The sequence below is a fragment of the Nocardia aurantiaca genome, from assembly GCF_009708175.1.
In the GTDB taxonomy this organism is placed as follows: Bacteria; Actinomycetota; Actinomycetes; order Mycobacteriales; family Mycobacteriaceae; genus Nocardia; species Nocardia aurantiaca.
Map to the genome: position 1 here is coordinate 410157 of NZ_WMBB01000006.1, position 25791 is coordinate 435947.

The following is a 25791-nucleotide window of genomic DNA, read 5'->3' on the forward strand; positions in this document are numbered from 1 at the left end:
GGCACATGGTCGCTGAAGTCAAGCTGCGGCATGCCGCGGAGAACACTCCCCGAGCGGCATTGACACGGTTGATAGCGATCATCCTGCTGCGGACGCCATTTCAATCGGCGCAGCAGATCAGCACCCGCCTCGCCACGAACGACATCGGCCCGGCCGCCGTGACCCAACTGCTCTACAGCGAGCCACAGGTTTTCGAGATCCTGGGTCCCGAACAGCCGGCGATCTGGGCAGTGCGCGAAGAGGCGAGCCACTTGGTGGCGTCGTGGGCGGAACCGGAAGCAATGCAATCCGATCCCGCCGAGGACGTGCCTTCTCCGGCTTCCAGCTACGCCGGACCAGCACTGCGAGCGTGGCAGTCGGAAGCCTTGGACGCGTGGATCGCCCATGACCGGCGTGGCATCGTCGAGGCTGTCACCGGTTCCGGCAAGACAGCGGTCGGGATCCGGGCTGTCGCCCTGGCCGTGGACGACGGCCGCCGGGCGGTGGTCCTCGTGCCCGGCATCGATCTGCAGACCCAATGGTGGGAGCGCCTTCGTTCCGCCTTGCCGGGCCACCGGATCGACAGGGTCGGCGGCAACGGCAGCCCGCGTCCGCCCGCTCACTGGGATGTCCTGGTCGCGACCGTCCAGACGGTATCCAGCACGCCGCTGTCCATCCCGCCGGGCGCTCTCCTGGTCGCTGACGAAGTGCACCGCTATGGTGCGGGCAGCTACGCGAAGGCCCTCGCGGAACAGTACGAGTGGCGGCTCGGACTCACGGCCACACTCGAACGCAATGACAATGCGGTGGAAGAGATCCTGCGCCCGTACTTCGGCGACTTGGTGCCCGGATGCGATTACGCTCGCGCCCGCGCCGACGGCATACTCGCCCCGGTACGCCTGGCTCTGGTCGGGGTGCACTTCAATGCCCGTGAACGCGCCAAGTACGACCGTGCCGACGAGGCCGCGCGAAAAGCCAAATCGGTCTTGGTCGATTTATACGGAGCCCCCGAGGAGTCCTTCGGCGAGTTCATGTCCTTCACCCAGCGATTGGCGAACCAGGAGCGCGGCGAGGCCGCACGGCAGGCGCAGCGGTTCCTCAAGAACTTCTCCGAGCGCCGGGAGGTCCTCGCGGACTGTGAGGGCAAGCTCGATCTGATCCGCACCTTGCCGATCACCGAACTTCGTGCGACACAATCGATCTTCTTCGCCGAGCGGACCTCCACGGCCGGACAGGTCCAGTCGGTGTTAGAGCAGCGCGCGCTGCCCTGCGGATGCGTGGGGTCGGCACTGCGCCCCGCTGACCGAGAGCGCATCATCGGCGATTTCCGTCGCGGCGACCTGCGTGCGCTCGCCGCGCCTCGCGTTCTCGACGAAGGTATCGACATACCCGATGCGCAGGTCGGCGTGGTGCTGGCCGCGAGTCGTACCCGCCGCCAGATGATTCAGCGCATGGGGCGGGTCGTACGCCCCAAATCCAATAACGGCGCAGCGCTTTTCGTAGTGGCGTATGTATACGGAACACCGGAGGACCCAGCACTCGGAGCGCATGAGACATTCCTCGAGGAGCTGGAATCCATTGCCGAGGAACGCGTCACGATAGATGGCGCCGCGCTGCCGTCGATCCTGCGGTCGTGGCTGAGCGAAGCCGCGCCCCAAGAGGGCGCACCGGTCACGCGGCCGCTCACCGTCGACGCCCCGGAGGGACCGAGCCCATCGCAAACCACGGAGATTCCCGCGCCAGGCTCCGGCAGACCCGATGTTTCCGCCGCCGATCCATCGCAGGATGAGCCCGAGTTGACTCCGGTCGACGCGGACGCGGATGCGGCTGCGACGGAACCCGTTGCGGCACAGTCCGAACAGGTGGAGGACCAACCTCGAGTGGCCCCCGCTGAAAACGCCCCTGAGAAGCCCGCACAACACTCGATGCCCAGCGATGTCGAAGCCGAGGCTCGACAGTCCGAGCGAACCTACCGGGAACGAGTGCAAGAGTTGCTCGGTTTCCCGGACATCACTCACCTGTGGGAACCCGCGGCAGCCAAGTACTCCCCGATGACCATTGACGAACTCGTCGAATGGCAAGCCGACACCCTCTATTACCTGTCGCGTCCATGGGACGGTGACACCGCGACATGGCGGCGGGTCATGCGGGCCATCCTCGACTGGGCCGCGTCACCGTCCGACCCGATCGATACCTTTCTCGATATCGCCCGGACCGTGAGTGAGGTCGGACCGAACCGGACCGAGTTGCTGCGATTCGCGGCCACGATGCGCGGGCGCGAGCTAGCCGAACTGCTCTAAGGCCTCTGCTCAACAAGCTTCCTTGTAGAGAGCCATCAGCAGTCCATTTGCGCCGACCCAACCGACGAGGCGGCCAAAACCTGCAACCCGGACTCAAAGACCGGGTGGACCCGCTATCGGGGCCCAGTCACTGGGCGCCGGCGCACCAGTTCGATCCGGGCATGCCGCGATTTCTGGAGAAGCTACGGGTTCAGAGATAGGTGTGGAGAGCGCATACCCGATCTCACGGATCGCTTCGACTGCTCGGCGAGCGCTCCCGGATCATGCGCCTATGGGCCATTGCACTGACCGCCGATCAGCGTCACCTCGCGTTGCCCAGCGCCTGCGCCAGCGGCAGAACCAGGGCAAGAGCCGCAATGGTGTTGTCGGTCAGGCGAGTCTGGCCGACCGCGTTGATCACCGCGCGGAAGAGCGCGCCGCGGTCCGCCCATCCATGTCGCTCGGCCTGATCGGCCATCATCTCCGCGAGCTCGAGCGGCGGCATCTGCTCGACCTTGCGGGGGCCGAGCCCACGCCAGCGGGATGCGGGCTGGTCGGGCAATCGGTAGGTCAGCAACGCGGGGTCGTCGATGTCAAGTGCGTTGTCCACCAACAGTTTTCCTCGGGCGACGGCCGCCCGAAGTGCGATATCGAGTTTCTTACGGACCTGGTCACGCTCCCGCGTCCGGGCAGCGGTTACGTAGGCGGCCCTCAACCGCGCTGCGGTCAGCGGACCCTCGACGGCGACGATACGGAGGAAGTCGCCGACGATCGTGGCGTGGTCGGCGCTGGTCGGGCTTTCCAAATGCTCAGTGAACGCGACATAAGACTCGATGACGCGACGCCCCGCACCGCTCACCCGCGGTCCATCACCGTCCGCACGCTCACCTACGTCGGTCACCGGGGCGGCGTGATTGTTCGGTTCGGGCACGGCTGGGCCGTTGTCGGCCGCGCCAGCAGCGATCCCTGACGGGGTCAGCGATTCCACTGGAGTGAGGTCTATCAACTCGTCATCGACCGGCTCCGGAAACTCGGCTGGTTGCAAGTTTTCTTCCAGCACAGACTGATTCCCACCTGCGCGGTCGGGTGCAGCCAGACTGGACAGGTCGCCATATCCAGCAGGCGCCTCGCGATCAGGGTCGATCGTTGTCACCTCAGGGGCCGTCGGTCGGACCGGTTCTCCCGCATCGTCCTCACGAGTGCTCAGTCGCGAACCGTCGTCCTCCTCAGCCTCCAAGCCTGAGATCTGCGAAACGCGGTGCAGCAGTAATAGATCAGCCGGATCGACCGGTTGCGGTACGGAGTCGGACAGCAAGTTGGCAAGGCGACGCTGCTCTTCCTCGGCGATCGGGTAGATGCCGTGCGATTCCAGCTTGCGCCACAGCTCGTCCAGGCAGGCGTCCGGATCGACAATAAAGTCCGCCAATCGGATTCGATGGAAGGGCCAGCCGCAGCGCTCCAGGTCACGCTGCCGGGCAAGGTCCTCACGGTACAGATCGGGGCCGTTCCAGCGATCGCCGTCGCAGTGCACGGCGAGCTGCCCGCCACCACCGGTGACGACCATATCGATGTCGTACCCGGTTTCGGTGTGGTGCGGGGTGACGCGGTACCCGCGGTCGACAATGCGGTTGCACACCTGCTGCTCGAACAGCGAGTCGAACGGCTCGACCGGATAGTCGTCCGGAAACCGTTGCGGCGGTTCGTCATCGACGTGACAGCGCTGCTCGATTCCGAGGCAGTATTCGAGCAGCCGCAGCCGCATGTCGGCACTGTTGGTGAGGTGCTCGAGGGTCACCGAATGGAACAGCCACAACTGATCCCGCGCCCGCGACACCGCGACGTTGTACCGCTGGACGATGCCGTCGGTGGTCTGGGCGGTTATCCGCCGATCCGGGCCGGGCGCGGCGACCAGTGACAGGAAGATCACATCGCGTTCCGCGCCTTGGAAGTCGGCCGCGTCACCGCAGTGGAGCTCTCGGCGCTGCATCTCCTCCGGACCGATGCGCGCCACGAGCTTCTGTGCGATGTGCTTGGCCTGTGCGGGTCCGAGCAACGAGATGACGCCGAACGTTTTTCCGTCGTAGCGAGAATCCTCGAGGCAATGCTCGATCTGTTCGACGATCCGGTCGGCCTCGGCGGGATTGACCCGGCTGGATACCTCGTGGCCGTCGGTGACGTGGACGGTGCGGATCGGGTCCAGCCGATCGCTGCCGTAGCGGCGCACGGGTATCAACCGAACGCCCTCCGGCTCATAGGCGATCTTGTTCGAGAACCCGATGATCTCGGGCACGCACCGGCGATGCTCGATCAGCGTGAGCTTCTTCGGGTAGCGCATGACAGCGTCGTCGAAGAGGCTGCGCTTGGGATTGCGCCACGAGGACAGGTAGCGGTCGTCGTAGAGATATTGGTTGGCAAGCCGTTCCAGCTCGGACTCGTCGGTGCCGACAGCCGACGGGGACACCTGCTTGTCATCGCCGATCACCACGATGCGCGGGGCGAGGTACTGCAGGAACACCGCCTCGACCCCCGCCTGCGAGGCCTCGTCGACAACCACCACGTCGAACATGTCGGCGGTGATCGAGAACTGTTCGACCACACGGTAGATCGGCATGATCCACACCGGCACCGCCGATCGGCAATTGCCGAGTGCCTGCTGAATCTCGGCCCGCTTGCGATCGGCGTACTGTCCCGTGCCTCGGCCCAGGCTCTTGACCAGCTGCGCGTAGTGCTGAAGATCCGCACGAGCCCGGTTGGTGAGCCGGCCGACAGCCAGATCCCATGCCGTGGTAGCCGCTCGCGCGGCTGCCTGGCCACGGAGTTCCTCCTCGACATCGTCGAGGCGGCGGCACAATTCGTTGACCCCGCCGACATTGTGAGCGACCAACCAGCTGCCGATCACGGCCCAGCGCCAGGCCTCGGCGAAGTGCTCGAGCCGCCCATCCCACTCCGGATTCGCCGGGTCGGCGGCGACCGCCGCCCGCAGCAACGGCAGCGTCTCGAGGTCCGACTCGATCTCCCGCCGCCGAGCGAGGCTGCGGCGCAGCTGATTCAGCTCGGCCAAGCGGTCGTGGGCCCCCCGGTAGGCGGTTGTGTCCCGGTCTCGAGCTGCGTCGGCAAGCCGGTGCACGTTGTCGGTGGCACGGGGGTCATCCGCCAGCACGCTCAGCCGCCGCGTCAGTTCCGCGAGGGGTTCCGCGGCACGGTCGAGCGCTTCCCGCGCTTCCACCGCGTCGAAAGCCTCACGCGCGCTTCGCACCCCGATCAGATCGGCCCAATCGGGTACCGGCAGACCGAGTTGACGCAGGTACATCGCGGCGTACACGAGACGGTTGGCGTAGTCGAGCACCTGCTGGAGGACCGCGTACGCGGTGCGATGCCGGGCAATGTGGTCGCGCAGCAGACCTGGAGCGGGAGGCTGGCCGGTGGCCGACCACAACAAATCGAGCTGGCCGGTAATGCGTTGGCCGTGCTGAGCATTGAGGAAGTGGTTGAGCTGTTCGGCCGTCGTCGGGATTCGCCCGTCGATCCGAACGTGGTCGAACAGCGGTTCGGAAAGCTTCACCACTCGGGGCGCGGTGAGCCCGGTCTTGGGCCGGCCGTCGGGGTGGATTTTCAAGGCACCGTGGGTTTCGATGTGCGACTTGAGATTCTCGGCGAGGCCGAGCAAAGACGCGGGATCGTCGACCGTTACCTCAACGGTGGTGTACCCGAGTGCCGACACCACCGCATCCCCGTGTGTGAGCAGTTCGCCGATGGCGGCGGCCCGGGAGCGCCATTCGAAGTCCCGTCCACCGTGGATATCGGCCATGGCGGCCTGGACCCAGGGTTCGGACCGATGGCTCAGTTGCCGGCCCCGATCGATGATGTCGTCGAAGAGCGCCCGCGCCTGGTGACGCTCATCGCCGGCCAGCTGGGCGATACGCGCGGCCGCGGGATCGCCGTCATACTGCACGTAGCCGCGGAGATGGTCCGCCGCCAGCTGTTCGGTGGTGCACCACTGGCCGAACAGCTCGGCGGGCGGCAGCGAGGTCGCGGCGACGAGCTCGGGCGCCTGCACCTCGGGATCGTCGAGATTGCTGTCCAGCAACAACTTTCGCCATTCGTGGAGCAGTTCCCCGGCGATCGGGCAGTCCTGCCCGGTCTCGACGGTCGCCACGTCGGTGATCCAGTCGAAATCGGATCGCGCCGCTCGCCAGCGGAGCGCGATATCGGCGATGGTTCCGGTGTAGCCACCGACCGAGTGCACGGTGACGTCGCGTTCTCGCAGCGCCAGTAGTTCGTGCTGAATGGCCGCCCGCTTTCGCCGGAGCTCCGCGATCGCCTGTTCGGTGGCCGCTACCGCGACTACGCCGGCCGCCGGATCGTGGTCGGCCGCGGCCTGGGAGATCCGATTGACCGAGGACTTGAGATCCTCGAGCTCCTGCCGCGAATCACCGACCACCGCGACGCAGAGCGGTTTGATCGTCTCGGGCAGCTTGGCGCGCACCTCGTGCAGGGCGCGATCGGTATGCGCGGTAATCAGAACCCGTTTTCCCTGTGCCAGCAGGTGGGTGATCAGGGCCGCGGCGGTGTGCGTCTTGCCGGTGCCCGGCGGGCCCTGCACCAGCGTGTGCGCGTGGTTGTCGACGTGCTCGAGAATCTTCAGCTGAACATCGTTGAGCTGCAAGGGCAGAAATTGATCGGCGCCGTCTCGGACGATGGCGCCCTCACTCTCGGACGGAGTCGGCACCGGCTCGTGATCCGGGTCGATCAGATTGCGGATGCCGGAGGGAAGCTCACCGGTGCCGCGAATGGTCTCGGCGATCGTGCGCAGCGCTGTCACCATGCCGCGGTTGCCTCGCTTGCGGAGAATCACCGCCGGCGCATAGCTGGCCGTGGGGTGCACCGCGGCAGCTCCCGGTCGCATGTCGTCGACGTACACCGCGTCCGGGTTGATGCAGTTGATGAACATGCGCACCAGCGCCCCGAGGTTCTCCCGGTCGAAGGGATCGATGTCACCGTCGCGCGCCTCGTTCTCGGCGCGCTGCAGGTCGCTGGCCGCCGCCATGTGGGACGGGTCGAGGATCTCCTGCAGTTCGGCCGTGTAGCCGGTGACGCTCGGGTCGATGGATACCGATATGGCTCCGTAATCGGAGTCGAAGCCGAGCACCACCGGCATGGTGAGCACATGGCGGCGCACGCTGCCGACCTTGTCGTTCCTCCAGACCAGAAATCCCAGGGCGAGTACGGCTTCGAGGGTTTCGGTGGCACCGTCGTAGCGCGTGTACATCTCGTACATGGTCTGGTAGAGATGCCGCACGGCTTGTTTGGGCCGCGCCTCCTCCGCCCATTCCCGCCAGCGCGGCAGCCATTCCGCGAAAGCGCCGCGAATCTCGGAATGCTCATCGAGCAGAAGCGGCGTTCCCGATATGTCATTTCGGGTGACACGCAAGATCGGCTCGGGCTGCGGTTTGTCCCAGCCGTTCTCGAGCCAGCGGCGCAGTTCCGAGTCCGGCTCCGGCGGGGAACCGATCGTCACCTTCTGCACCATCAGGAACGGCTTCCCCGGATCCGCCTGCTGGTAGGTGATGGCCGGGTGTTCTGGCAGGTCGGCGATCCAGAGCACCTCGCCGTCGCGCTGGTACGTGGCGATGTCCTGGATGCGAGACATGCGCAGCGTCTGGGCCTTTGCCAGGTATTCGAACAATCGCGCACCGCGGTCGGCGATATCGTTCATGACGGGCGTCCCACTCATCTTCGACACCCACTCCTTCATCGTGTTCCCCGGGGCTGCGACCACGGGAGGTCATCGGCGGCCGTCATGCATTCGCTCGACTGGTCCGCGTGGTCTGAAATCCGCGCTAGGACAGCTTGATGTGGTTGATCTGGCCGGCGAGTTCGATAACTCTGCGATCTTGCTCGCCGTAGCGGACCGCCATCTGGCTGTGCAGCCGCTTGAGCCGGGTCAGCGCGTTGCGGGTGTCGCCGAGCTGGACCTGACAGGTGGCCAGCTGCCGCTGGCAGTACATGACCTGGTCGTCGTAGGGTCCGCGCTCAGCGGTGAGGTCATCGATCAGGGCGCGGTACATATCGGCCGCGGCGGCGTGGTCGAGGCTCTCGAAACGCAGGTCCGCCAGTTTCAGCCGGGCCTCGACCACATCGGCGTCACGCGAACCCAATACGGGCACAGCCGCTTCCACAACAGTCTGGAGCTCGTGGATCGCCGGATCGTAGCGGGAATCGTCGGCCAGATCGCGAGCGCGGCGCACGGCGCGCTGCAGGTCACCACGACTGAAGTCGGTTGTGGGGCTCATATCGGCCATGGGCTCAACGGGTTTGGATAGCTTCCGCGTCGGGGCGACCACGGTGGAAGCGGTGCGGCCCGACACCATCGAGCTCACCGCGAGGGCATACATGCGCGCAGGGCTGTGGTTGTCGTTGACCTCGGAGAGGTCGCCGAGATCGGAGGCGTATCGCAACAGCACCGCGTGCACCGAGGCCGCATCCTCGGGGCGCTGATCCGGAGACTTGGCCAGCATGCTCATGATGAGCCGCGCCATGTCGACCGGCACCTCGGGACGTTCGTGACGGATGTCGGGAGGCGGCAGGTGAACCTGGTTCTGCCACACGGCATATGGCGAACTTCCGGTCATCACCCGATCACCGGTGAGCAGCTCGTGCAGCACCAGCCCCAGCGAGTAGAGATCGGTCTGCGGCACCACCTCGCGGCCCTCGACCTGCTCGGGAGCCATGAACGCCGGGGTGCCCAGCGTGTGCCCGGTCATGGTGTACCTGGTCATATCCGAATCAGGCGCCACGGCCAGGCCGAAGTCGAGCACCTTGACCGTGCCGTCCGCGCACAGCATGAGATTGGACGGCTTGAGATCCCGGTGATAGATCCGATTGCGGTGCGCGGCAGCCAGAACCGCCGCCGCCTGGGCGCCCAGGTTCGCGACGACTCCCACCGGCTGTGGGCCGTGCTTCTCGAGGAAGTTGTCGAAAGTCGTCCCTTCGATGAACTCCATGACGAGATAGGGCCGCTCGGGCCCGCCGGGGGTCGGTGAGCCCGAGCCCGCGTCGTGGATCACGGGCAGCCCCGGATGGTTGAACCGCGCCATCAGCTCGGCTTCCCGGAGAAAGCGCTTGTCCCAGTCCGGATCCCGGTCGAGGTTGGGATGGGTGAACTTCACCGCGATGCGGCGCTTGAGGTGGCGGTCGTAGCCCTCGAACACCTGCCCCATGCCGCCTTCGCCGATCGAGCCGATCAACTCGTACCGGCCGCCGCCGACGACCTGCGGTTGCACCGCGATTACCTCCGTGAGTCCAGAAAACGCGACACGCAAACCTACTGATCGTCCGTGGTGGGACGGAGCTGTCCCTGTGCCAGCCCGCCGAATCCGGTCCGCACCAGACGCTCGATGTCGGCCCGCTGCCGCTGGTAGGCGGTTTCCAGTGCGGTCAGCCGCGCGAAGGCGGCACCGTAGCGGCGTTGCTCCGCGAGCTGGATGCGTGGCACCGCAACCTCGTACAGATCGAGGGGACGGCCATCCGAAGCGTTGATCGCCGCCCGCAGTATCCCGGCGAGAAAATACGGATCGACCGCATTGACGTCGGCTCGAACCAGTCGAATACCGGGGCCCAGCAGAACTCCCTCGTCCTCGCAGACCCGGACGGCGGCCTCCGTGCTGACGGCCACGGCGACATCGCCTGTGCGAATGGTGACCGCGCCCGGCTCAGCGGCATTCCCCCAGCGGGAGGCGGCCCGGCCCAGACGGACATCCTTGGCTGACAGCATCGGCGTCTCACCGCCTTCGACCCCGACCGTCGGCGGGACTTCATACACGGTGAGCGCGCCCGCTTCGACCAGGTCCTCGAGCGGAATCACCGTGTGCGGACCGGAATAGGATTCCAACGCCGGAGGCTCGCAGACCGGTTGAGCGAGCAGTTCCGAACGCAGTGTGGCGTAGTCAGCAACATCCTGCGTCACGACGGATTCCCTCCCCCAACCTGCGTCGACGGTCCAACGGACAGCAACGCTAGCAGCGCTCTGGCAAAACAGCGCGGTAAACCTGGTGGGTGGCACTCATTGTCGGTCCTCGGCACCCGGCGCCAGGGCACCGGCGGTCAGCCCGGTCGTCACCAACTCGGCGACATGCTCGGCCGCGTAAGTCGCGCGCCGCGCCGCGGTACGCAAGACGAACAGCAGGCGAAACATCTCACCGTAGCGCTGTTGCTCGGCCATCCCGAGAACCGGAATCCGTAGCCGGGAAGGATCGAACCGGACCGTTGAAGTCCTTGTGATGGAGATGTTCTCGGCACCGGTCAGGAACCCCGCGAGGAACCACGGATCGAGGCGGTCGGCGTCTACACGCAGCGTGTGCACATGCGGGCCGCGGATAGCGCCGACATCCTCGGGACCCGCGACCCGTGCACTCCGTCCACCGGTGCGGTCGCTACGCACAGCCGGGATCAGGACATCACCCAACTCGACATCGACGGTGTTCGCGGTCGCGGCGGAGGCCGGTGAACCGGATGCGGGGCTTCCCGTCGCGATATCGGGGGCGGTCAAAATGGGACGCTGCTGATCCGCCGATCCGGTCTCGGAACTCGGCGGCTCGGATCGAATCCATTCCAGCTGACCATGATTCGCGAGCTCGGCGATCGTCACATAACGCCATGTCTTCCCCTGCGAGGCGGACCATCCACCCAACTCTCCTGTCGCGGAGACCAATTCCGTCGCGGCGCTGTCCAGTCGGCGAATCGCCTGTTCAACCTGACCGGAGACGGTGTCCGAGTCCAGGGACGAACGAACGTAGCGAGCCGGAGTGAGGTCGACCTCCTCGGTGAGCACATCCACCAGCCGGACCGGCACCGCCACCCCCGACTCCATCGCGTCCTCGGGATTCTCGCCGTCGAACGCCCGCCAGGCCCGCAGCACCGCATCCCCGACCGCTCTATCCTCACCGTCGAGGGTGGCGGTCAGCGTCGAAGTGTCCACGAACAGAATGGAGTCTGGAACCGGGGAGCCCGGCTGTGGGCGGCGTAGCACCCAAATCTGCAGGCCGACATGCCATGGTTGCGCGGCGCCGGGGGCCAATCCGATCACGGCGCGCAGGGCGCCGGTGCGGACCAGATTGGCGCGGATCTTGCGACCGGATCCACGAGTACCGACGGCGGGCGGAAGCAGAAGAACGGCGGTCCCGGCCGGACGCAGGTGCGCGATGGCGTGCTGAACCCAGGCGAGTTCCGACTCCGCCCGCGGCGGCAGGCCGTAATCCCAGCGGGGGTCGAAGGCCAATTCCGTTGCGCCCCAGTCACGCTGACCGTACGGCGGGTTGCAGAGCACGGCGTCGACCTGTAACTCCGGAAAGGCATCGGCGGTGAGACTGTCACCGGATCGCACGACCGGGTCGATGCCGGCTTCCGCCTCGATCAGCAACCGGGCTCGCTGCGCCTGAACCCGCAGGGCATCCTGGCCGTACAGCCGCGTCGCTCCGGCTCGCGCCGCCGCCAACAGCAAAGAGCCGGTGCCGCATGCCGGATCGAGAACCTCATCCGGCGTGACCGGCGAACTCGCCAGCGCCGCCATCAATTCCGCGATCCACGACGGAGTGATGTACACACCTGTCGCCGCGATGTCTTCCAGGGCGCGGTCGCCCAGGATGTCGATCGCCGCGCGCGCACCCTCCTGAACCGCGAGCCGCTCGACCATGGCGAGCACCTCGTCGGCGACGCCGACGTCGACAGCCGACGCGCTCCAGGTCGCACCGGTCTTCCGCATCGATTCCAGCAATCGGGCGATGGCATCCGGTGTGGCCCGCGAGCGGACCAGCGTGCGCAGATCGGTAGCTGCCGATTCCTCGCCTTCGATTCCATGCTCGGCCAGCCATTCCCGCACCTGATGCAGGTCGAACAGCGGACGAGCCTCACTACCGCCGATGGACTTGGGAAAGTCGGCGTGCCGTCGCCGCCAGTTGCTGACGGTGGCACGAGTGACGCCGGCCAACCGGGAGATCTCCGCGGCACTGACCGTTGGCACGGGCTTCGACATGTCCCTCCTCTCGCATGCGCTCCCTCCACACTGGTCGACAGGTGAGCAAAAAGCAATCTCATCAAACGCGTTGACAATGCTTTCACGCGCTTCTACAGTTTTGCATCACCGGGATGGAGAACCTGGTGAAACCACGGCTCGCGATCAGGGGGAAGACATGACTCGGCGACATCAGCCAGGCGGCCACTCCCGCATGCCGGTGGCCCGATGTGTCCCCAGCGGCAAGATTCGCCACGCCACACAGCGTGACGCCGACCTGGCCCTGTCCGCGCTGGATCGCACCGATGTGAAACGGAGAGAAAGGAGTTCGTACCGCTGCGCTGCTTGCGGCGGTTGGCACCTGACCAGCTGGGTGACGACCGCCGAGAACTACGTGGCAGTTGCGTCCCCGGCCACGGCAGGCCGCTACCAGGTTTTCCCCCTCGTGGATTACAGCCCGACTTCTGAGATCACCAGGAAACCAATGGAACTGAGCAGCATCCCGGTGGCTCTGGAGGTCGTGCCGACACCGGCGGAGGTGGCGGCGCGCACTGTTCCCCCGCCGGCCGAGGGCGAAGTCATGGGACAAGCACGAGTCGAGCCGCTCGCGGCGCAATCACCACCTTCAGCACCGCCGATACCAGCTTCGGCACCTCCGACTATCGCGTCGAAAACCCCGGAACTGTCCGAGATGCCGCCGCCACCTGCGCCCACCACGCCACCGGCCCACACGGTGCCGTCACCCGCCGAGGTGGCCGCACGCACCGTGCCGATCAAACGGGCGGAAGCGGCCCGCCGACAGGCCGAGGCGAACGCGAAGGCGGCTGTCTCACAGGCAAAACCAGCCAGCGGACCCATCAAGTTCCGAAACATGCTGCACGCCATACTGCGTCGCCTCATGCGGCGGCTTCGCCGCAGCTGACTAGCCACCTGATGTCCCACGGCCGGTTCTCGCGGCCGCGGGCGACCCCGCACGCCCATCGGACGTCGCGATCCCCAATAACCCGTTCCACGAAGGAATCATGCGCACCCTCTCGACCTTGCTCGCCGCAAGCGCCACCGCCGTCGCCCTCTCCGCCGCGGCGCCCGCCGCCCTGGCCGCTCCCGACACCGGCTCCTCGAGCGGCTCCTCGAGCCCCGGCTGCGGCCCCCGCAGCACCGCCGACCTCCACTTCCTGCGCGGCTCCCACGAGGACGAGCACACCTGCTCCGTCCAGGACGCGGCCATCGGCCTCGCGAAGTCCCAGTGCCAGTGGCTCGACGCCTACGGCAACTCCGCGCACAACCAGATCGTGCTCGCCGAGAAGGCCCGCGGCACCTTGAAGTACCCCTACACCTTCCTCGACGCCGCCATCAGCGCGTACTGCCCGCAGTACAAGCTCTGACCCTCGTCACCCGAAATTCGCAGGAAAGAAGTGAAACACCATGCGCCACAACATCATCACCACTCTGGCCACGGCCACTCTCGCCGCGACATGCACCGTGCTCGCCACCGTCGGCACCGCCCACGCCGACCCGGCCACCCGACTCCATGAGGGCATGCAGGTGGTCGGCCAGGACGTCGCGCCAGGCACGTACTCGACACCCGGTCCCCGCGCCGAGGACTACGGCTACTGCTTCATCACCTGGCTGCCCTACAAGGGAGCCAAGGACTCCGAGGCGACGGATATGCAGTCCTATTCGGGTGCGTCCTACGTGCGTCTGAACGCCGGCGACGTCATCACCGTCGAGGGCTGCGTCTGGACCCTCGAGTAGCCCTCGACCTACCAATTCCTCGGCGGGACGGCTGCATTCGCGCCGTCCCGTGTACTTCGACCATCGAGACACCCGGAGCCCCAATGACTCACCAGCCCGATCCGCAGCCCTACTACCCGCCGCACTATCCGGTACCGCCCACGCCGCCGAAGAAATCGAATGCGCTCAAGATCATCCTGCTGGTCCTGGCGGGCATCGTCGTACTCTGCGGGATTGGCGGAGCACTCGCCAGCAAATCCACGAAGTCCGCGAATGCCCCGACGACGTCGGCCGTCCCCGGCCTCAACACCCCTGTTCGCGACGGCAAGTTCGAATTCACCGTCACTAACGTTCAAACGGGTGTAAAGGAAGTCGGCACCAACCAGTTCCTCCGGAAAACCGCCCAGGGCACCTACACCATCATCTCCCTCACCGTCCGCAATATTGGCAAGTCCCCGTACGGCTTCTCCCCCTCCGACCAGTACGTCTTCGACGCCCAGAACCGCAAGTTCTCCAACGACGCCGCGGCCGCCATGAATCTCCAGTCCGATACCAGCCTCTACGCCAACATCAACCCGGGCAATTCCATTACGGCCCAGGTTGTTTTCGACCTCCCCACCGACTCGAGTGCGGACCACATCGTCCTGCACGACTCGATGTTCTCGGGTGGGGCGACGGTGTCACTGCGGTAGCCGCGAGATGTCGATGAACAAGACGTCTTTCACTCCACCCATCGCGGTCGTCGATCACGTCAACGAACAATTCATCATCTGGCACGTGAACATCGGACCCGATCTAGGTTTGTCCCGGCTGTGCGGAGCGTGGATCCTCGGCGCTGATCAGACCGAGGTCGCCGCCAAGCTGATCAGCGACCGCTACCTCGCCTGGGCTGATTTATCGAGAACGCTGCCCGACTCCACCCGACCCGTCGGCATCCTTCACATCGGTCACACCGTCAACGCCGCCCGCTCCGAACTGCAGAGCGCCGACAGGCTGTTCACCGAGCATCAGGCCACCGTGCCGCATCGTCTTGTACGTCCGGTTTGGCCCGCGTTGAAGGATCCGCGACGCCCGCAACGGCTGCCACGCACAACCGCCGAGCACATCGTTCCGACATTGAGTTTGGCCTACGGCATACGCGATCTGGCCGATGCCTGGGCGCGATTCGAAGCCGAGCGCATCCAACGCAAGTACCTCGTTCATCGCGGCGGCCCAACGGCCCGCCCACTTCCCTTGGAGATTCGTTGACCACCGGATTGTCCTTTGCCGCAATCGATGTCGAGACCGCGAACGCGAAACGGGGCAGCATCTGCTCGATCGGCGTGGCGGTCGTGCGCGACGGCGTCCGCGTCGGAACCCGTGAGTGGTTGTGCCGGCCGCCAGCCCCACTCGATTACTTCGGACAGATGCAGATGTACATACACAAAATCACGCCTGGCATGGTCGCGGCCGAACCCACGTTCGCCCAGCGGTGGCCCGAGGTGTTGCGAGAGGTCGGTGACCTCCCCGTTGTCGCACACAATGCGGCCTTCGATATGGACAATATTCGTCAGGCCTGCAACATCAGCGGCATGCCGGTTCCTGAATGGAAGTTCGGCTGCACCCGCGAGTGGTCCAAGGCTCACCTCGCCGACATGCCCAACCACCGGCTGAAGACGATTACCCGACTGCTGGGGATCACACTGCAGAACCATCATCAGGCGGACGCGGACGCCGCTGCGGCAGCCGAATTGACCGTTCTGCTCGCGGGTTTCGCCGGTGCGAGGACACTGCCGGAACTTGCCGAAACCACGGGCACCGGCCTCTGTCAGATGACGGCCTCGGGAATCGAGCGCCGCCGATGAATGCGGTACCGTCCGATATGCCAGCGGCTCTTGTCAATGCCTTCGATATCGACAGCCGCAAAAGGGATGTGCGCCGCCTGACAGCGGCGCTGGCCGAGGCCGAAGCAGGGATGCACGCCGCCGCATCTTTCCGCTCAGCCGTGCTCGGACCACACGTGCTCACGGGAGCGATCAGCGTGTCCGAAGCGACCGGCAGCCTCATGATGGCCGGGCAACCTCTCGAAACCTCTGGCACACGACGCGGACCCGTTCCCGAATTGCTCGCGCTTGCGCTCGAGACGCGGACCGCCGACGAAAGAATCGACGCGCCAACAACGTCGGTCCCGCAGGATCTTCCGGAGACCGTCAGCGGGCTGCAACACGGCGACCTCGTGGAAGCGCGCTTCGAGCAGACGCCGTACGGTCAGTTCTCCGTGGCAGGCTTCGCACTCTGGGCGCCCGCCGGCCAGGCGTTCGTCGTAGGCGGTGGATGGTTCGTCACGCAGCGCCACCGACGAATCCACGCGGACCGTCTCATCGCCCTGACCATCGTGAGCCCGGCAGGCCGGCATGAATATCGGATCCCCGAGCCGATTCACCGATGGCCCGAGCCCGAGTGACCGACCGAACCGGTACCAGATCTCACTGGTTCTGGTTCACGGTCGTCCGTTTACGGCTCTCCCGCACCACTACACTCCCGCTACCTGCATACTCGACCCGCTCGAAGGTATCGAAGCCCGACTCATTGAGCGCCTTCAGGGCCGAGTGCGAGTTGTAATTGTTGACCGAGCCCGCAGTCCCCGGAATCCCGGTCGCGAGGGTGATGAGTTGAATGGGCGGCCACAGTGTGTCATTGACCAGCACGGCGTACGTCTCAGCCGATAGCGTCAGGCCAATTCACCATTGGCCCGAACCTGAGCGACCGAATCCGGAACACTGCGGGGACGGGTAACCGCCCGATCGGGAATGGCATTCGGGCTGTTGGGTCGCGCTGGCCACTACCAATCCGGGGCCTTGATCGAGCCTCGCTTGTAATAGTCGTCGTCGAACTCTTCCTCCTGCTTGCGCTGCCGTTCCACGCGCTCGGCTTCCAATCGTGCCGAGTTCGCCTTCGTGTACGTCGATATCGCTTCGAAGGTCGTATCGGCTCGCAATTCTCGCAGTGCCTCATCGACCTTGGGGCGCTTGTCTTCCACCGCTGCCTGATACGCGGCCATGATGGCGGCTTCCTCGCCCACCGTCACCGACAGCAGGCGATCCTCGGCATCCACGATCACGCGGATGCCGTTGACGACACCGACTCCGCGGATCTGTTCGAGCGCATGTTGGGCACGCTGCACCTTCAGGCCCAGCACATCGGGGTCATTGTGTTGCACGGATATTCGCCAACCTGTTGATCGGATTCTTGACGCATCGACTGGGTGCCGACGTCATTTCGGTTGTTGGGTGGTCGGTGCGACGGTGCTGGTGGAGGTCTTGTCGGCGGCGAGCAGTCGGCAACCGGTTTCGCTGCTGATAACCCGGGTGCTCAGCCACAGCACGGTGCCGTTGTCCCCGATGAAGCGGGCTTCACGATTGCCGGGTGTTTCAGTGACCGGTACAGGGTCGGTCTGCGTGGCACCCAGATCAGCCGCGAGCTGGCGGGCCTTCTCACGCACCTGCGGCCACACCGCGTCAGGAATGCCGCCGTGCGTGGGATCGCCGCCCTCGGTGACGTAGTTCGGCAGGCTGAAATCACGACCCGCCGTCTGGTCGTACGGCGCAGCGCATGCCGAGGGTTGGCGGTCTTTATCAGTCCAATGCCAAGTCATGCCCGGGACTAGCGAACTCGCGTAGGCAGCTAGGTCCTCCACCGCCTTGGTGACGCGTGCGTGTGTGTCTTCGAACGTGGGCCGGGACAGGAGTACTTGTTGGGCTTGGGCGGTTTCGGCGGGGCCGGTCTTCTTGTATGGGTTGTCCAAGGAGTCACATCCTGTAATCGTCGCGATCATCGCGAGGGTCAAGGCTGCTGCCGCGATACTGATTCGAGAGACCTGGGGTGTCATGGCTTCTTCACCGCCTCGGTCGGGAGACCTGCCACGATCGTCGCGATATTCCAGCCGGATGTCCGTAACGTCTTGCCGTCGCTGCCGAAGCGTGGGTAGTCGGGGTGCCCAGACGCACCGTCGCGGTTAACGTCGTCGAGTGTGGTGTGCGCTGCGGTTTCCAGGTGGGTGAATCCAGGTAGGACTCGCGGATTGTCGCCGAATCCCGGGAGCTTGGCGACCGTGTCATCGCCGCCGGTCATTTCGTACCGATGTCCATCGGGCACATGGAGTTTCGAAACATCCTGATCGCCGGCGACTGGCCACCACGAGTGCTTGTACGGCAGATCCAAACCTGGCGACCCGTAGACGAGGAGGTCGTCGACGGGTTGATGACCGGATTCCTGCACCGCGAGTCCGGTCATCAGCGACCCGTAGGAATGCCCGACCGCGGTCAGATGCACGGACCCATCGTCGTGGGAGGCCCGCACACCGTCATAGAACGAGGCCAGCTTCGGTGCGCCGTCCTTGGCCATCTTGTCATCGATGACCGAGAGTCCATCAACTGTGTGGCTGTCCCATTTGGTCGGAGGCCACATATTGCCCTGGGGCAAATCCGATCCGATCCATACGACCGGCACTTCCTTCTGTCCAGCCTTCTGCCCGTAGTTCGGATCTTTGGGATCCAGTCGGCGAAGCCTGTTTTCGGCGAGGTCTTTCACGGCTTTGGCTTCGGTGACCATACCGCCGAGCGAGTCTTTCACGTTGGTGTTCAGTCCTGGCGCGTGGACCGACACGTTCGCGGCGGTATCGGGGTTGCCGACCGCGACGGCGGCGTGGGTCATCTTCCCTGTCTGGGTGTCCATCAGCATCAGCATGGCCTCCGGGTTATCCGCCAACGTCTTCTGGATCGCCTGCAGATCCCCCAACTTATCCTTCACCGCTGGGTCACCGTTCTGCGCGCGAGTCAGCTCGTCGTCGAGCTTCTCGCGGTTGTAATGGTCACGATCGACCGATGGCAACCCGTCGCGGTTCCCGACGTACTGATCCTTCTCGTAGATCGCGTCCTTCTCCGCCGGGGTCAGCCCCTCCCAAAAGTCGTGTAGCTTCTTCGGATCGGTCGGCAGCTGAGACTTGCCATCCAAGATGGATTGCACGTCCGACCGAACCGGTTTACCGTCGGGCTTCTTCTCGTAGTCGGCGAGCTCTTGGAGATCGGTCGTAATCGCTTTCGCCGCTGTGGTTTCCCCATCGCCGAACTGTGTCAGGAGGCTCTTGATCCGCGTCTGGAATCCCGACGCCTGACCGTCGAGCATCTGCTGGGTCAGCGGCCCGGACGCCGAGTTCGGCTGCCCGGTACCCGTAGGCACCCTCGGGGCCGTCACATTGCCATCGTCGTCGACGGTCATTCCCGAGTCCTTCATCTCGACATCGAGGATCCTTATCAACGCCGTCCGGGTATCGCCTAGCGAGACGCCGTAGATGTTGTACTGGTCGGCGATGCCGACGATGGTGGTCGCGAGGTGATTGCCATGCAGCTTGTGCGCCATCGCTTTCTCGGAGGCGGCCGCTGCGGCGTCGCCTTTCCAGTGGTTCATGGCTTTGTCGACCGACTGCTCCATCTGGTCGACCTTGGCAACGAAACTATCGTTCTGCTTCACCAGCTCGGCGGCGTAGTCGAGCATCGACTGCGGGTTACAGCCCCGCACGTGACTGATCGTGGTCAATTCACGCCCTCGCCGCGGCCGTACTTGTCCAGCTGGTCTGCGTTGGACTTATCCATGTCCTCGTATGTGCCGGAGGCCGACTTCGCACGGTCCGCCAAGGTCTGAATCTGGCCACGGACCGACCCGTACGCCTTCAACACCGCGTCACCGACCTGCGTCGTGACCGCCTCGATCGGGGAGCCCGGCATCGTCACGGTCGCGCCGATCGCGAGCTTGCCGATCTCATCCGCCTGACCGCCCAGCTCAGTCGCCAATCCGTGCAGCGTGGCTAGGTCGACGTCGAGAATGTCAGTCACCGCTGGGCCCCCTGAATCAGTTCGCGGTACAAACCTTCCCAGGGAACCTAGCATGGTCGCCCGACCAGTCCGCGTAAAGACCAACGCGCCGTTGGTAACCCGCATAGCAGCGCCCCCCATGGTTGTGCTCCTGCTCGATACGTCGCAGCAGATATCACCGCTCCGCAGGCGTGGTTCATCGTGCATCGACGTCGAAATCGCTGCCCAGCAGGAACATTCAGGGCACCTACTGCCGCTGCCCCGGCGCGACCGACACTCGATACATCTCCACCACACGGCTGGGAGAGCGCCCGGATCCGGCCCACCCGGCATGTGCGACCATCTCTGGGAAGCCGCCGCGTACAACCCTTTCGGCGAAATCACGACTACTGCCAAGTCCGGTGTGGGCGAGAGCCGGGTCGTGCCGGAATATCGCATCTACGAATCGTCCGGCGCACGGTCGATCTAACCGATCGCAGCGCCATGACCTGAGCCCCGATCCGATCAGCAGAGATCGCCTGGTGCGGGATCGGCGTCCACGGCGACGGCAGTGTCCCCTTCAATCTGCCGGAGAGTGCGCTTTCAGGTTGCCGCGATCCACGAGCACGGACCCGCGGGGTAGGCCTTACCGATCTTTGTAACCGATCGGGTGCAGGCGCTGGTCTTGAACCCTGAGTAGTCCCGGCGGGTTCCAGGGTCTACATCCTCGCGATGCGCAAGGCGATCTTGACCTGCCCCCTGGCAGCGCTCGTCACGACAGGCGGTCACCTACTCCGGATCGGAATCCCGTACAGGACTATGGTTGTGCGACCAGCGCTTTGCCACCCGCGATCAAGACGGATTCGGCAGTCAATGGCTCGTTGTTGTGGAAGTATATTCTTCCGATATCTCCCGAGGACTGCTGTACAGCCTGCACCGGCCGCGAGTTCACTCCCGGTTCATCCTTGACGAAGAGAAAGTAGTTCACCGCTGTCTCATCGTCGTCGGGCACCGGCGGCAGACCTTTCCAGCAGCTCTCGGTGGTGTGCGCAACCGAGTTCAATTCGGCGCCCTTGGTGCCGGCCGAGACCTCGACCATCCGAGTCCGGTCGTCGGACCATCCGGCGGCATGGGTGATGTCGATGAACAGCACGGGCCCAGGGCGAGTCGCGGCATTCTCCAACTCTCTTCGCAGCCGCGTTCCCGACCCCAGGGATTCGCCGTTGTGTGCCAGATCGAATCCATCGCAGGCCGGCTTGCTCTCCGTATGGGTTCCGATCAGGGAACAGCCGCTGAGGATCGCAGCCACCACAGCGGCGCATGGTATGAGTCGGGTCTTGCGCATGGTCCTCACTTCTTCCCCGGCAGCGGTACGGACGTGCCCGTCGGCAGGCCCTGCATTTTCGGGTCCGGGATCTGGTTACTCCATGTGATCTGCGGGTTGGCGTCGGGGTTCGATCTCCCGATGATGATCAGCTTCCCGTCGTCGATAGCCTGCGTCACCTTGGCCCTCAGTTCCTCAGGCGACGCATCAGGGTTGCTCGCCCCGATTTGTCGGCCAATGCCGTTGTTGTACAGGTCCATCGCTTCGCGCGGACCCTGCTGGCCGCCGACTCGCTCGTGCGCTGTCGTGTACTCCTTGGCGAAGTCTTCGCCGAACCGGTTGGTGAGCAGAGCATTCCAGTAGGTATGGCGGAAAGCATCGCCTTGGCCGTCGTTGAGCGTCTGACCCTTGGCGAGACTTTCGCCGAACTTACTCTGTTTGGCGGCATCGTTCGCCTCCGACTTGATGTTGTACAAGTCGATCAGTGCCTTCGCCCCGTGCATCTCGAGCAGATTCGTCAAAGCGTTCATTTCGGATTTGGTCATCGACTGAGGCACGAAGTCGGGATTGACCGCGCGGATGAGTTCGAGTGTTGCGCCACTCGGCCACACCACCATCTCATCCGGGTTCACCTGGTTCTCGAGCAGGATGCGCGCCAAATCCGGATCGGTCGGGATATTCGCCATCCCGAGTTTCACCGACTCCGTGAGGTTTTCCAGAACTCCCGCGATGGACGCGGTGTTGGCATCGGCCACCATGATGTTGTCCAGCGCCTCCTGGAACATCTTGGTCAGGATGCGTTGCTCCAGCTCTTTCGACGCAATGGCGCCGTCCGGATGCCACCAGTTGCTCTTCGCCGTTTCCCAGTCGGACTTCCGGGAGAGCACCTCGCCGTCGTCCTTGTAGAAGAGGTCCCACTTCGAGGCCGCGGTCTTCGCAACCGCCACTTGAATCTTCGCGATCTCTACCTGGAAGGTATTGCAGACGGCGGTAATCTTATCCGCAAGTGCCGCATAGACATCCACGGTTGCGTGGGTGTCGGTCTTATCAGAGCGCCCACGGGTGCGTGCCGCTTCGCCGCCATCACCGATGAAGTATTCGTCGGACTTGGCGATGAGGCCCGCAGCCGACACCGCTTCAGCCTCGATGTCCGGTCCCACCTTCGTCAGGGTATCGACGACATCACGCAGGTGCTTCAGATTCCAGCCGAGCACCATCGGGACGGTCAGAGGTGACTTGTCCGTCATCGCGGTCGGGCCTTATCGATATCGCACGCATTGGTGTTGTCCACGCCCTCGAACTCGGTGGCGGCCGCGTCGGTCAGGTCGGCGATAGCCCGCAACCGACCGACGTGATATTTCAACACCGTATCCAGCGTCTTGACTGTTTCTTCGACGGAGATCGCGATCTGCGAGCCCTCCATGCCGGTCACACCCGGCTTCAGACCGCGGGCAGACTCACGACTATCTTCCGCGACCGGCACCTTCCCGGCGATGGCATCAGCGCGTTGTCGTACATCGGTCGCGAGCTGTCGCATGCGCACCAGATCGACTTCCACCATGTCAACTCAGCCTTCACATCGAGAAGGTAATGCGGGTGGGACCGAGTTCGCCCGGATCCTCCCACTCGGCCGATACCGCCTGTGCCGGAGCCGCGGGTCCCGCGATTACTTCGCCATATGCCTGCTCGGCCGCGGTTGAGGCCCGCTCACACGCCTGCCGGTGCAGGTTTGCGATGACAGTCGCCAGCCGGGCGGGGTCACTGCTCATGGCGTGCGATGCGATTCGGAGATCGGTGATCGCTTTGTAGGCGTCGACCTCCAAAACCACGAGGCCGCCGTGGGACTGGGCTCGTCCTCGCACCCTGCCGATCGCGGCATCGATCAGCGCCGCACGGTCCGCAAGTCGCTCATCCTCCCCCATCCAGGTCGAACTACATCTATCCGAATTGTCCGCCTCGCCAACGCTACTGGCCGGGCGCACGTCACCGCAAAGCGACCTGCTACCGCGATAACCTCGAACTGGTGCAACGGGCTTCTCGCGTAGATGCTTGATTCCAAGGCGTTGTGACGTGGCGAAGCCGCGTACCACAACCGGCCAGCGCGGTGGTGTGAAGTATTTAATGAAAGACGTTGCTGCGCTGCGTGTTCGATCCGGGGCGATGGAGGGGGGCGGAACGAGCGTGTCGTAGACCAAGGTTGTGCGCATATGCGGCCCATTCGAAGACGTCGAAACACCGACTGCGCGATCAGCCGAGCTGCTAGTCAATAGCTCACTGTCGCAGGCGCTTTCAACCATGTGCCCGAGTGTGAACCCACACTCGGACGCATCGTGCCACCCTGGGCGAATCAGTGGTTTCTCTGCGGGGTCGCATCCATACTGAGACTTCGCCCAGGGGTGATTCGGGCGAGCACGAACGGAAACCAGGGGGTACCCGTGCCGGACATGCGATTCGAGAAGCGGCAGTACTGGATCAATGAGCAGCTGGCGATGTTCGAGGCGCTGTCCGGACTGCATCGCGTGGTGCTGTCGGTGCCGCTCATGCGGAGCGGCTGGCATGTTCTGATCGACGGCAGCGATCCGTTTCCGCCTTCGGGGCGGGCCGGAGCGTTCGCCGTCGGGCCGACCGGCGCCTTCGCGTTCATTTTCACCGATGCCATCCCCGACGGATCCCGTCTACGGCAGCTTCGCGCGCGTGCGGAGGAGACGTTCGCGAACCTCGCCGCAGACCGCAATCGGTATGTGCCACACATGATCGAGTTGCTGTTCCTCACCGAGCGCGCGCCGCGCCAATCGTCTGCGGGGGAACATCGCCTGCTCGATCCTGCGACGCTGGCACAGCATCTCGTCGGTGGCGCACCGCAACTGACACGTCAACGCGCCCGCGATATCGCTTTCAGCGTGGCCGGCCGGGACAGCCGATACCAGCTGCTCTCGAGCGATGACGCGCCAAGTCCCGAAAAGATCAGCGAGCATGGGCTCTTCGAGCCCGTGGAGTTGCAAGGTGACGCGCGCGAGCGGATGCTGCAGCGACCGTTCAAGGACTGGATGACCTTCCTCGATCCGGACCAACTGGACCTCGTACACCGGAACTTTCGAGGCCCGGCCCGGTTCAGCGGTCCTGCTGGAACCGGGAAGTCGGTCGTCGCCGTTCACCGCATGGCCCGGTTCGCGAAACGCTATCCCGGCCGGATGCTTTTCACCAGCTTCGTGAAGACATTGCCGAGCTATCACGAGTCGGGGTTTCGCCAGCTGGCGCCCCACGCGGGTGACCGCGCGGAGTTCGTCGGTCTGCACGCGTGGGCGAAGAGCTTCCTCCGTGGGCGCGGAATCGTCATCGAGCCGGACGAAGGTCAGATCGAGGACGCCTTCAGCCGGGCGTGGCGCGGCCCGGCACGCGACTACCTCGCCCCTCTCCATCCCAGCCCCGCCTATTGGAAGGACGAGATCCACCGGATCATCAAGGGCCGCGGAATCACCAACCTCACGACATACAAACGCGTTGACCGCGCGCACCGCTATGGCCTCACGTTGGACGGTCCACGCCGAGAAATCGTCTGGCACGAACTGTTCGAGCCCTATCAGAAGACTCTGGCCGATCGCGGGCACAGCGACTTCAACGATCTCATCGACCGCGCGACGGAAGAGTTGCGGGCCGCCCCGCTCGATGATCCCTACGGCCTGGTCGTCGTCGACGAAGTACAGGACTTCACCTACGTGGAGTTGCGCCTCGTGCATCAGATCGCCGGCGGCGGCGCCGACGCACCGCTACTGCTGGTCGGCGACGGCCAACAGCAGGTGTATCCGGGCGGATGGCGGCTGAGCGACGCGGGCATCCCCATCGTCGGTCGCGGCGCGAAACTCCGAACCAACTACCGGAACCGGGAGGCGGTGCTGGCCTTCGCCCGACAGGTGAACGCGCTCAATTCCGTCGACGATCTGGACGGCGAGCCAGGGTTCGGGCTACGCGACAGCGAAACGGTGCTGCCGGGCGGGTCGGCCAGCGCGGAGACCGTCTCTTCCGCCGCCGCCGCGGACGAACGGCTGCTGGCCCGAGTACGCGAATGCGATTTCGCGCCAGGCGATATCGCGGTGATCACCACGACCCGCAATGATGCCAAGCACATTCGGCAACTACTGGACCGCAATAACTTTCGAACGGTCTCGCTCGAACACTACGACGGGACCGACGACACCCACATCAAGGTTGGGACGGTCCACCGTGCCAAGGGCATGGACTTCGCGGCCGTGATGCACATCGTCCGGGAATCGGCCTTGCCCGATGATCCGGAATTGGCTGCGCGCCGAATCATGGTGGCTCGCAGCCGCGCACGCGATTACGTGTGGGAGTGCCGAATCCAGAGCTGAACTGCCCCGGCGAGCCGGAACACCTTTGGCCATCGGCTACGTCGACACGGCGATCAGCGCGCTACTGCTGCTTCGCCGATGTCCACTCGTCGATCTCGCACAATGGCGTCATGGGTGCCGTACACGTGAACCTCCCGGAATCGCAGTTGGCGCCGAATCAACTGTCAACCCTAGAGTCTCATCTTCGGAACGTGTCCGGTGCCGGCGCTGCATAAAGCTCAAGGTCGCTGCAACCGCTCTCGAGCGGGTTTCGAGTTCGGCCTGGTCCTAC

22 protein-coding genes are annotated in these 25791 nt (G+C 64.8%); 9 read left to right on the forward strand and 13 right to left on the reverse strand.

The window, feature by feature from the left end:
- Positions 1-5: 5 nt before the first annotated feature.
- Positions 6-2279, forward strand: a complete 2274-nt coding sequence (locus GLP40_RS15345; RefSeq protein WP_154788531.1) for a DEAD/DEAH box helicase — start codon at positions 6-8, stop codon at positions 2277-2279.
- A gap of 301 nt (positions 2280-2580) precedes the next feature.
- Here the strand turns inward: GLP40_RS15345 and GLP40_RS15350 are convergent, their stop codons facing one another.
- From GLP40_RS15350 to GLP40_RS15365, 4 genes are all read right to left on the reverse strand, one after another.
- Positions 2581-7992 (reverse strand): AAA domain-containing protein, encoded by a 5412-nt coding sequence (locus GLP40_RS15350; RefSeq protein ID WP_196054673.1) that lies wholly within the window; start codon positions 7990-7992, stop codon positions 2581-2583.
- Between the two features lie 106 nt (positions 7993-8098).
- Positions 8099-9541: a serine/threonine-protein kinase gene (locus GLP40_RS15355; protein WP_328290200.1), complete on the reverse strand. Its 1443-nt coding sequence runs from the start codon at positions 9539-9541 to the stop codon at positions 8099-8101.
- Positions 9542-9582: 41 nt separating this feature from the next.
- Positions 9583-10224, reverse strand: coding sequence for a restriction endonuclease subunit S domain-containing protein (locus GLP40_RS15360; protein ID WP_154788533.1), 642 nt, complete (start codon positions 10222-10224; stop codon positions 9583-9585).
- A gap of 96 nt (positions 10225-10320) precedes the next feature.
- The gene (locus tag GLP40_RS15365) at positions 10321-12288 is read right to left on the reverse strand and encodes an N-6 DNA methylase (protein WP_154788534.1); all 1968 of its coding nucleotides are present in this window, start codon (positions 12286-12288) and stop codon (positions 10321-10323) included.
- A gap of 193 nt (positions 12289-12481) precedes the next feature.
- Between GLP40_RS15365 and GLP40_RS15370 the strand changes: the two genes are divergently transcribed.
- From GLP40_RS15370 to GLP40_RS15400, 7 genes are all read left to right on the forward strand, one after another.
- The gene (locus tag GLP40_RS15370; protein WP_154788535.1) at positions 12482-13189 is read left to right on the forward strand and encodes a hypothetical protein; all 708 of its coding nucleotides are present in this window, start codon (positions 12482-12484) and stop codon (positions 13187-13189) included.
- A 100-nt stretch (positions 13190-13289) separates the two neighbouring features.
- Positions 13290-13652, forward strand: a complete 363-nt coding sequence (locus GLP40_RS15375; RefSeq protein ID WP_154788536.1) for a DUF732 domain-containing protein — start codon at positions 13290-13292, stop codon at positions 13650-13652.
- A 40-nt stretch (positions 13653-13692) separates the two neighbouring features.
- Positions 13693-14022, forward strand: coding sequence for a hypothetical protein (locus tag GLP40_RS15380; RefSeq protein ID WP_154788537.1), 330 nt, complete (start codon positions 13693-13695; stop codon positions 14020-14022).
- Between the two features lie 83 nt (positions 14023-14105).
- The gene (locus GLP40_RS15385) at positions 14106-14693 is read left to right on the forward strand and encodes a DUF4352 domain-containing protein (RefSeq protein ID WP_154788538.1); all 588 of its coding nucleotides are present in this window, start codon (positions 14106-14108) and stop codon (positions 14691-14693) included.
- Positions 14694-14706: 13 nt separating this feature from the next.
- Positions 14707-15249: a hypothetical protein gene (locus tag GLP40_RS15390; RefSeq protein ID WP_154788539.1), complete on the forward strand. Its 543-nt coding sequence runs from the start codon at positions 14707-14709 to the stop codon at positions 15247-15249.
- Positions 15246-15845 (forward strand): 3'-5' exonuclease, encoded by a 600-nt coding sequence (locus GLP40_RS15395; RefSeq protein ID WP_230329579.1) that lies wholly within the window; start codon positions 15246-15248, stop codon positions 15843-15845. The genes GLP40_RS15390 and GLP40_RS15395 overlap by 4 nt, the downstream gene beginning before the upstream one ends.
- Positions 15842-16444, forward strand: a complete 603-nt coding sequence (locus GLP40_RS15400) for a hypothetical protein (RefSeq protein ID WP_154788540.1) — start codon at positions 15842-15844, stop codon at positions 16442-16444. Before GLP40_RS15395 ends, GLP40_RS15400 begins: the two co-directional genes overlap by 4 nt.
- Positions 16445-16466: 22 nt before the next feature.
- On the opposite strand, the gene GLP40_RS15405 is transcribed toward GLP40_RS15400, so the two are convergent.
- From GLP40_RS15405 to GLP40_RS15445, 9 genes are all read right to left on the reverse strand, one after another.
- Positions 16467-16688 (reverse strand): hypothetical protein, encoded by a 222-nt coding sequence (locus GLP40_RS15405; protein WP_154788541.1) that lies wholly within the window; start codon positions 16686-16688, stop codon positions 16467-16469.
- Between the two features lie 134 nt (positions 16689-16822).
- Positions 16823-17179 carry a hypothetical protein gene (locus tag GLP40_RS15410; protein WP_154788542.1) on the reverse strand — a complete coding sequence of 119 codons (357 nt, stop codon included), beginning with the start codon at positions 17177-17179 and terminating at the stop codon, positions 16823-16825.
- A gap of 75 nt (positions 17180-17254) precedes the next feature.
- Positions 17255-17869 carry an LppA family lipoprotein gene (locus GLP40_RS15415; RefSeq protein ID WP_154788543.1) on the reverse strand — a complete coding sequence of 205 codons (615 nt, stop codon included), beginning with the start codon at positions 17867-17869 and terminating at the stop codon, positions 17255-17257.
- Positions 17866-19533, reverse strand: coding sequence for an alpha/beta hydrolase (locus GLP40_RS15420; RefSeq protein WP_154788544.1), 1668 nt, complete (start codon positions 19531-19533; stop codon positions 17866-17868). Before GLP40_RS15420 ends, GLP40_RS15415 begins: the two co-directional genes overlap by 4 nt.
- 38 nt (positions 19534-19571) lie before the next feature.
- The gene (locus tag GLP40_RS33265) at positions 19572-19871 is read right to left on the reverse strand and encodes a type VII secretion target (RefSeq protein WP_196054674.1); all 300 of its coding nucleotides are present in this window, start codon (positions 19869-19871) and stop codon (positions 19572-19574) included.
- A gap of 775 nt (positions 19872-20646) precedes the next feature.
- Positions 20647-20982: a hypothetical protein gene (locus GLP40_RS15430; RefSeq protein ID WP_154788546.1), complete on the reverse strand. Its 336-nt coding sequence runs from the start codon at positions 20980-20982 to the stop codon at positions 20647-20649.
- 197 nt (positions 20983-21179) lie between these two features.
- Positions 21180-22400, reverse strand: a complete 1221-nt coding sequence (locus tag GLP40_RS15435) for a DUF6973 domain-containing protein (protein WP_154788547.1) — start codon at positions 22398-22400, stop codon at positions 21180-21182.
- Entirely contained in the window at positions 22397-22714 is a 318-nt protein-coding gene (locus tag GLP40_RS15440; protein WP_154788548.1) for a type VII secretion target, read from the reverse strand. Before GLP40_RS15440 ends, GLP40_RS15435 begins: the two co-directional genes overlap by 4 nt.
- A 13-nt stretch (positions 22715-22727) precedes the next feature.
- Positions 22728-23450 carry a YbaB/EbfC family nucleoid-associated protein gene (locus tag GLP40_RS15445; RefSeq protein ID WP_196054675.1) on the reverse strand — a complete coding sequence of 241 codons (723 nt, stop codon included), beginning with the start codon at positions 23448-23450 and terminating at the stop codon, positions 22728-22730.
- A gap of 147 nt (positions 23451-23597) precedes the next feature.
- On the opposite strand from GLP40_RS15445, the gene GLP40_RS15450 reads away from it, so the two are divergent.
- The gene (locus tag GLP40_RS15450) at positions 23598-25520 is read left to right on the forward strand and encodes a UvrD-helicase domain-containing protein (protein WP_230329623.1); all 1923 of its coding nucleotides are present in this window, start codon (positions 23598-23600) and stop codon (positions 25518-25520) included.
- Positions 25521-25791 lie beyond the last annotated feature (271 nt).

Bases quoted from the DNA above. Each gene is read 5' to 3' on its own strand.
- GLP40_RS15345 (WP_154788531.1), top strand. From the start codon at position 6: ATGGTCGCTGAAGTCAAGCTGCGGCATGCCGCGGAGAACACTCCCCGA.
- GLP40_RS15350 (WP_196054673.1), bottom strand. From the start codon at position 7,992: ATGAGTGGGACGCCCGTCATGAACGATATCGCCGACCGCGGTGCGCGA.
- GLP40_RS15365 (WP_154788534.1), bottom strand. From the start codon at position 12,288: ATGTCGAAGCCCGTGCCAACGGTCAGTGCCGCGGAGATCTCCCGGTTG.
- GLP40_RS15370 (WP_154788535.1), top strand. From the start codon at position 12,482: ATGCCGGTGGCCCGATGTGTCCCCAGCGGCAAGATTCGCCACGCCACA.
- GLP40_RS15375 (WP_154788536.1), top strand. From the start codon at position 13,290: ATGCGCACCCTCTCGACCTTGCTCGCCGCAAGCGCCACCGCCGTCGCC.
- GLP40_RS15380 (WP_154788537.1), top strand. From the start codon at position 13,693: ATGCGCCACAACATCATCACCACTCTGGCCACGGCCACTCTCGCCGCG.
- GLP40_RS15385 (WP_154788538.1), top strand. From the start codon at position 14,106: ATGACTCACCAGCCCGATCCGCAGCCCTACTACCCGCCGCACTATCCG.
- GLP40_RS15390 (WP_154788539.1), top strand. From the start codon at position 14,707: ATGAACAAGACGTCTTTCACTCCACCCATCGCGGTCGTCGATCACGTC.
- GLP40_RS15400 (WP_154788540.1), top strand. From the start codon at position 15,842: ATGAATGCGGTACCGTCCGATATGCCAGCGGCTCTTGTCAATGCCTTC.
- GLP40_RS15415 (WP_154788543.1), bottom strand. From the start codon at position 17,869: ATGACACCCCAGGTCTCTCGAATCAGTATCGCGGCAGCAGCCTTGACC.
- GLP40_RS15420 (WP_154788544.1), bottom strand. From the start codon at position 19,533: ATGCTCGACTACGCCGCCGAGCTGGTGAAGCAGAACGATAGTTTCGTT.
- GLP40_RS15435 (WP_154788547.1), bottom strand. From the start codon at position 22,400: ATGACGGACAAGTCACCTCTGACCGTCCCGATGGTGCTCGGCTGGAAT.
- GLP40_RS15440 (WP_154788548.1), bottom strand. From the start codon at position 22,714: ATGGTGGAAGTCGATCTGGTGCGCATGCGACAGCTCGCGACCGATGTA.
- GLP40_RS15445 (WP_196054675.1), bottom strand. From the start codon at position 23,450: ATGGTTGAAAGCGCCTGCGACAGTGAGCTATTGACTAGCAGCTCGGCT.
- GLP40_RS15450 (WP_230329623.1), top strand. From the start codon at position 23,598: ATGCGATTCGAGAAGCGGCAGTACTGGATCAATGAGCAGCTGGCGATG.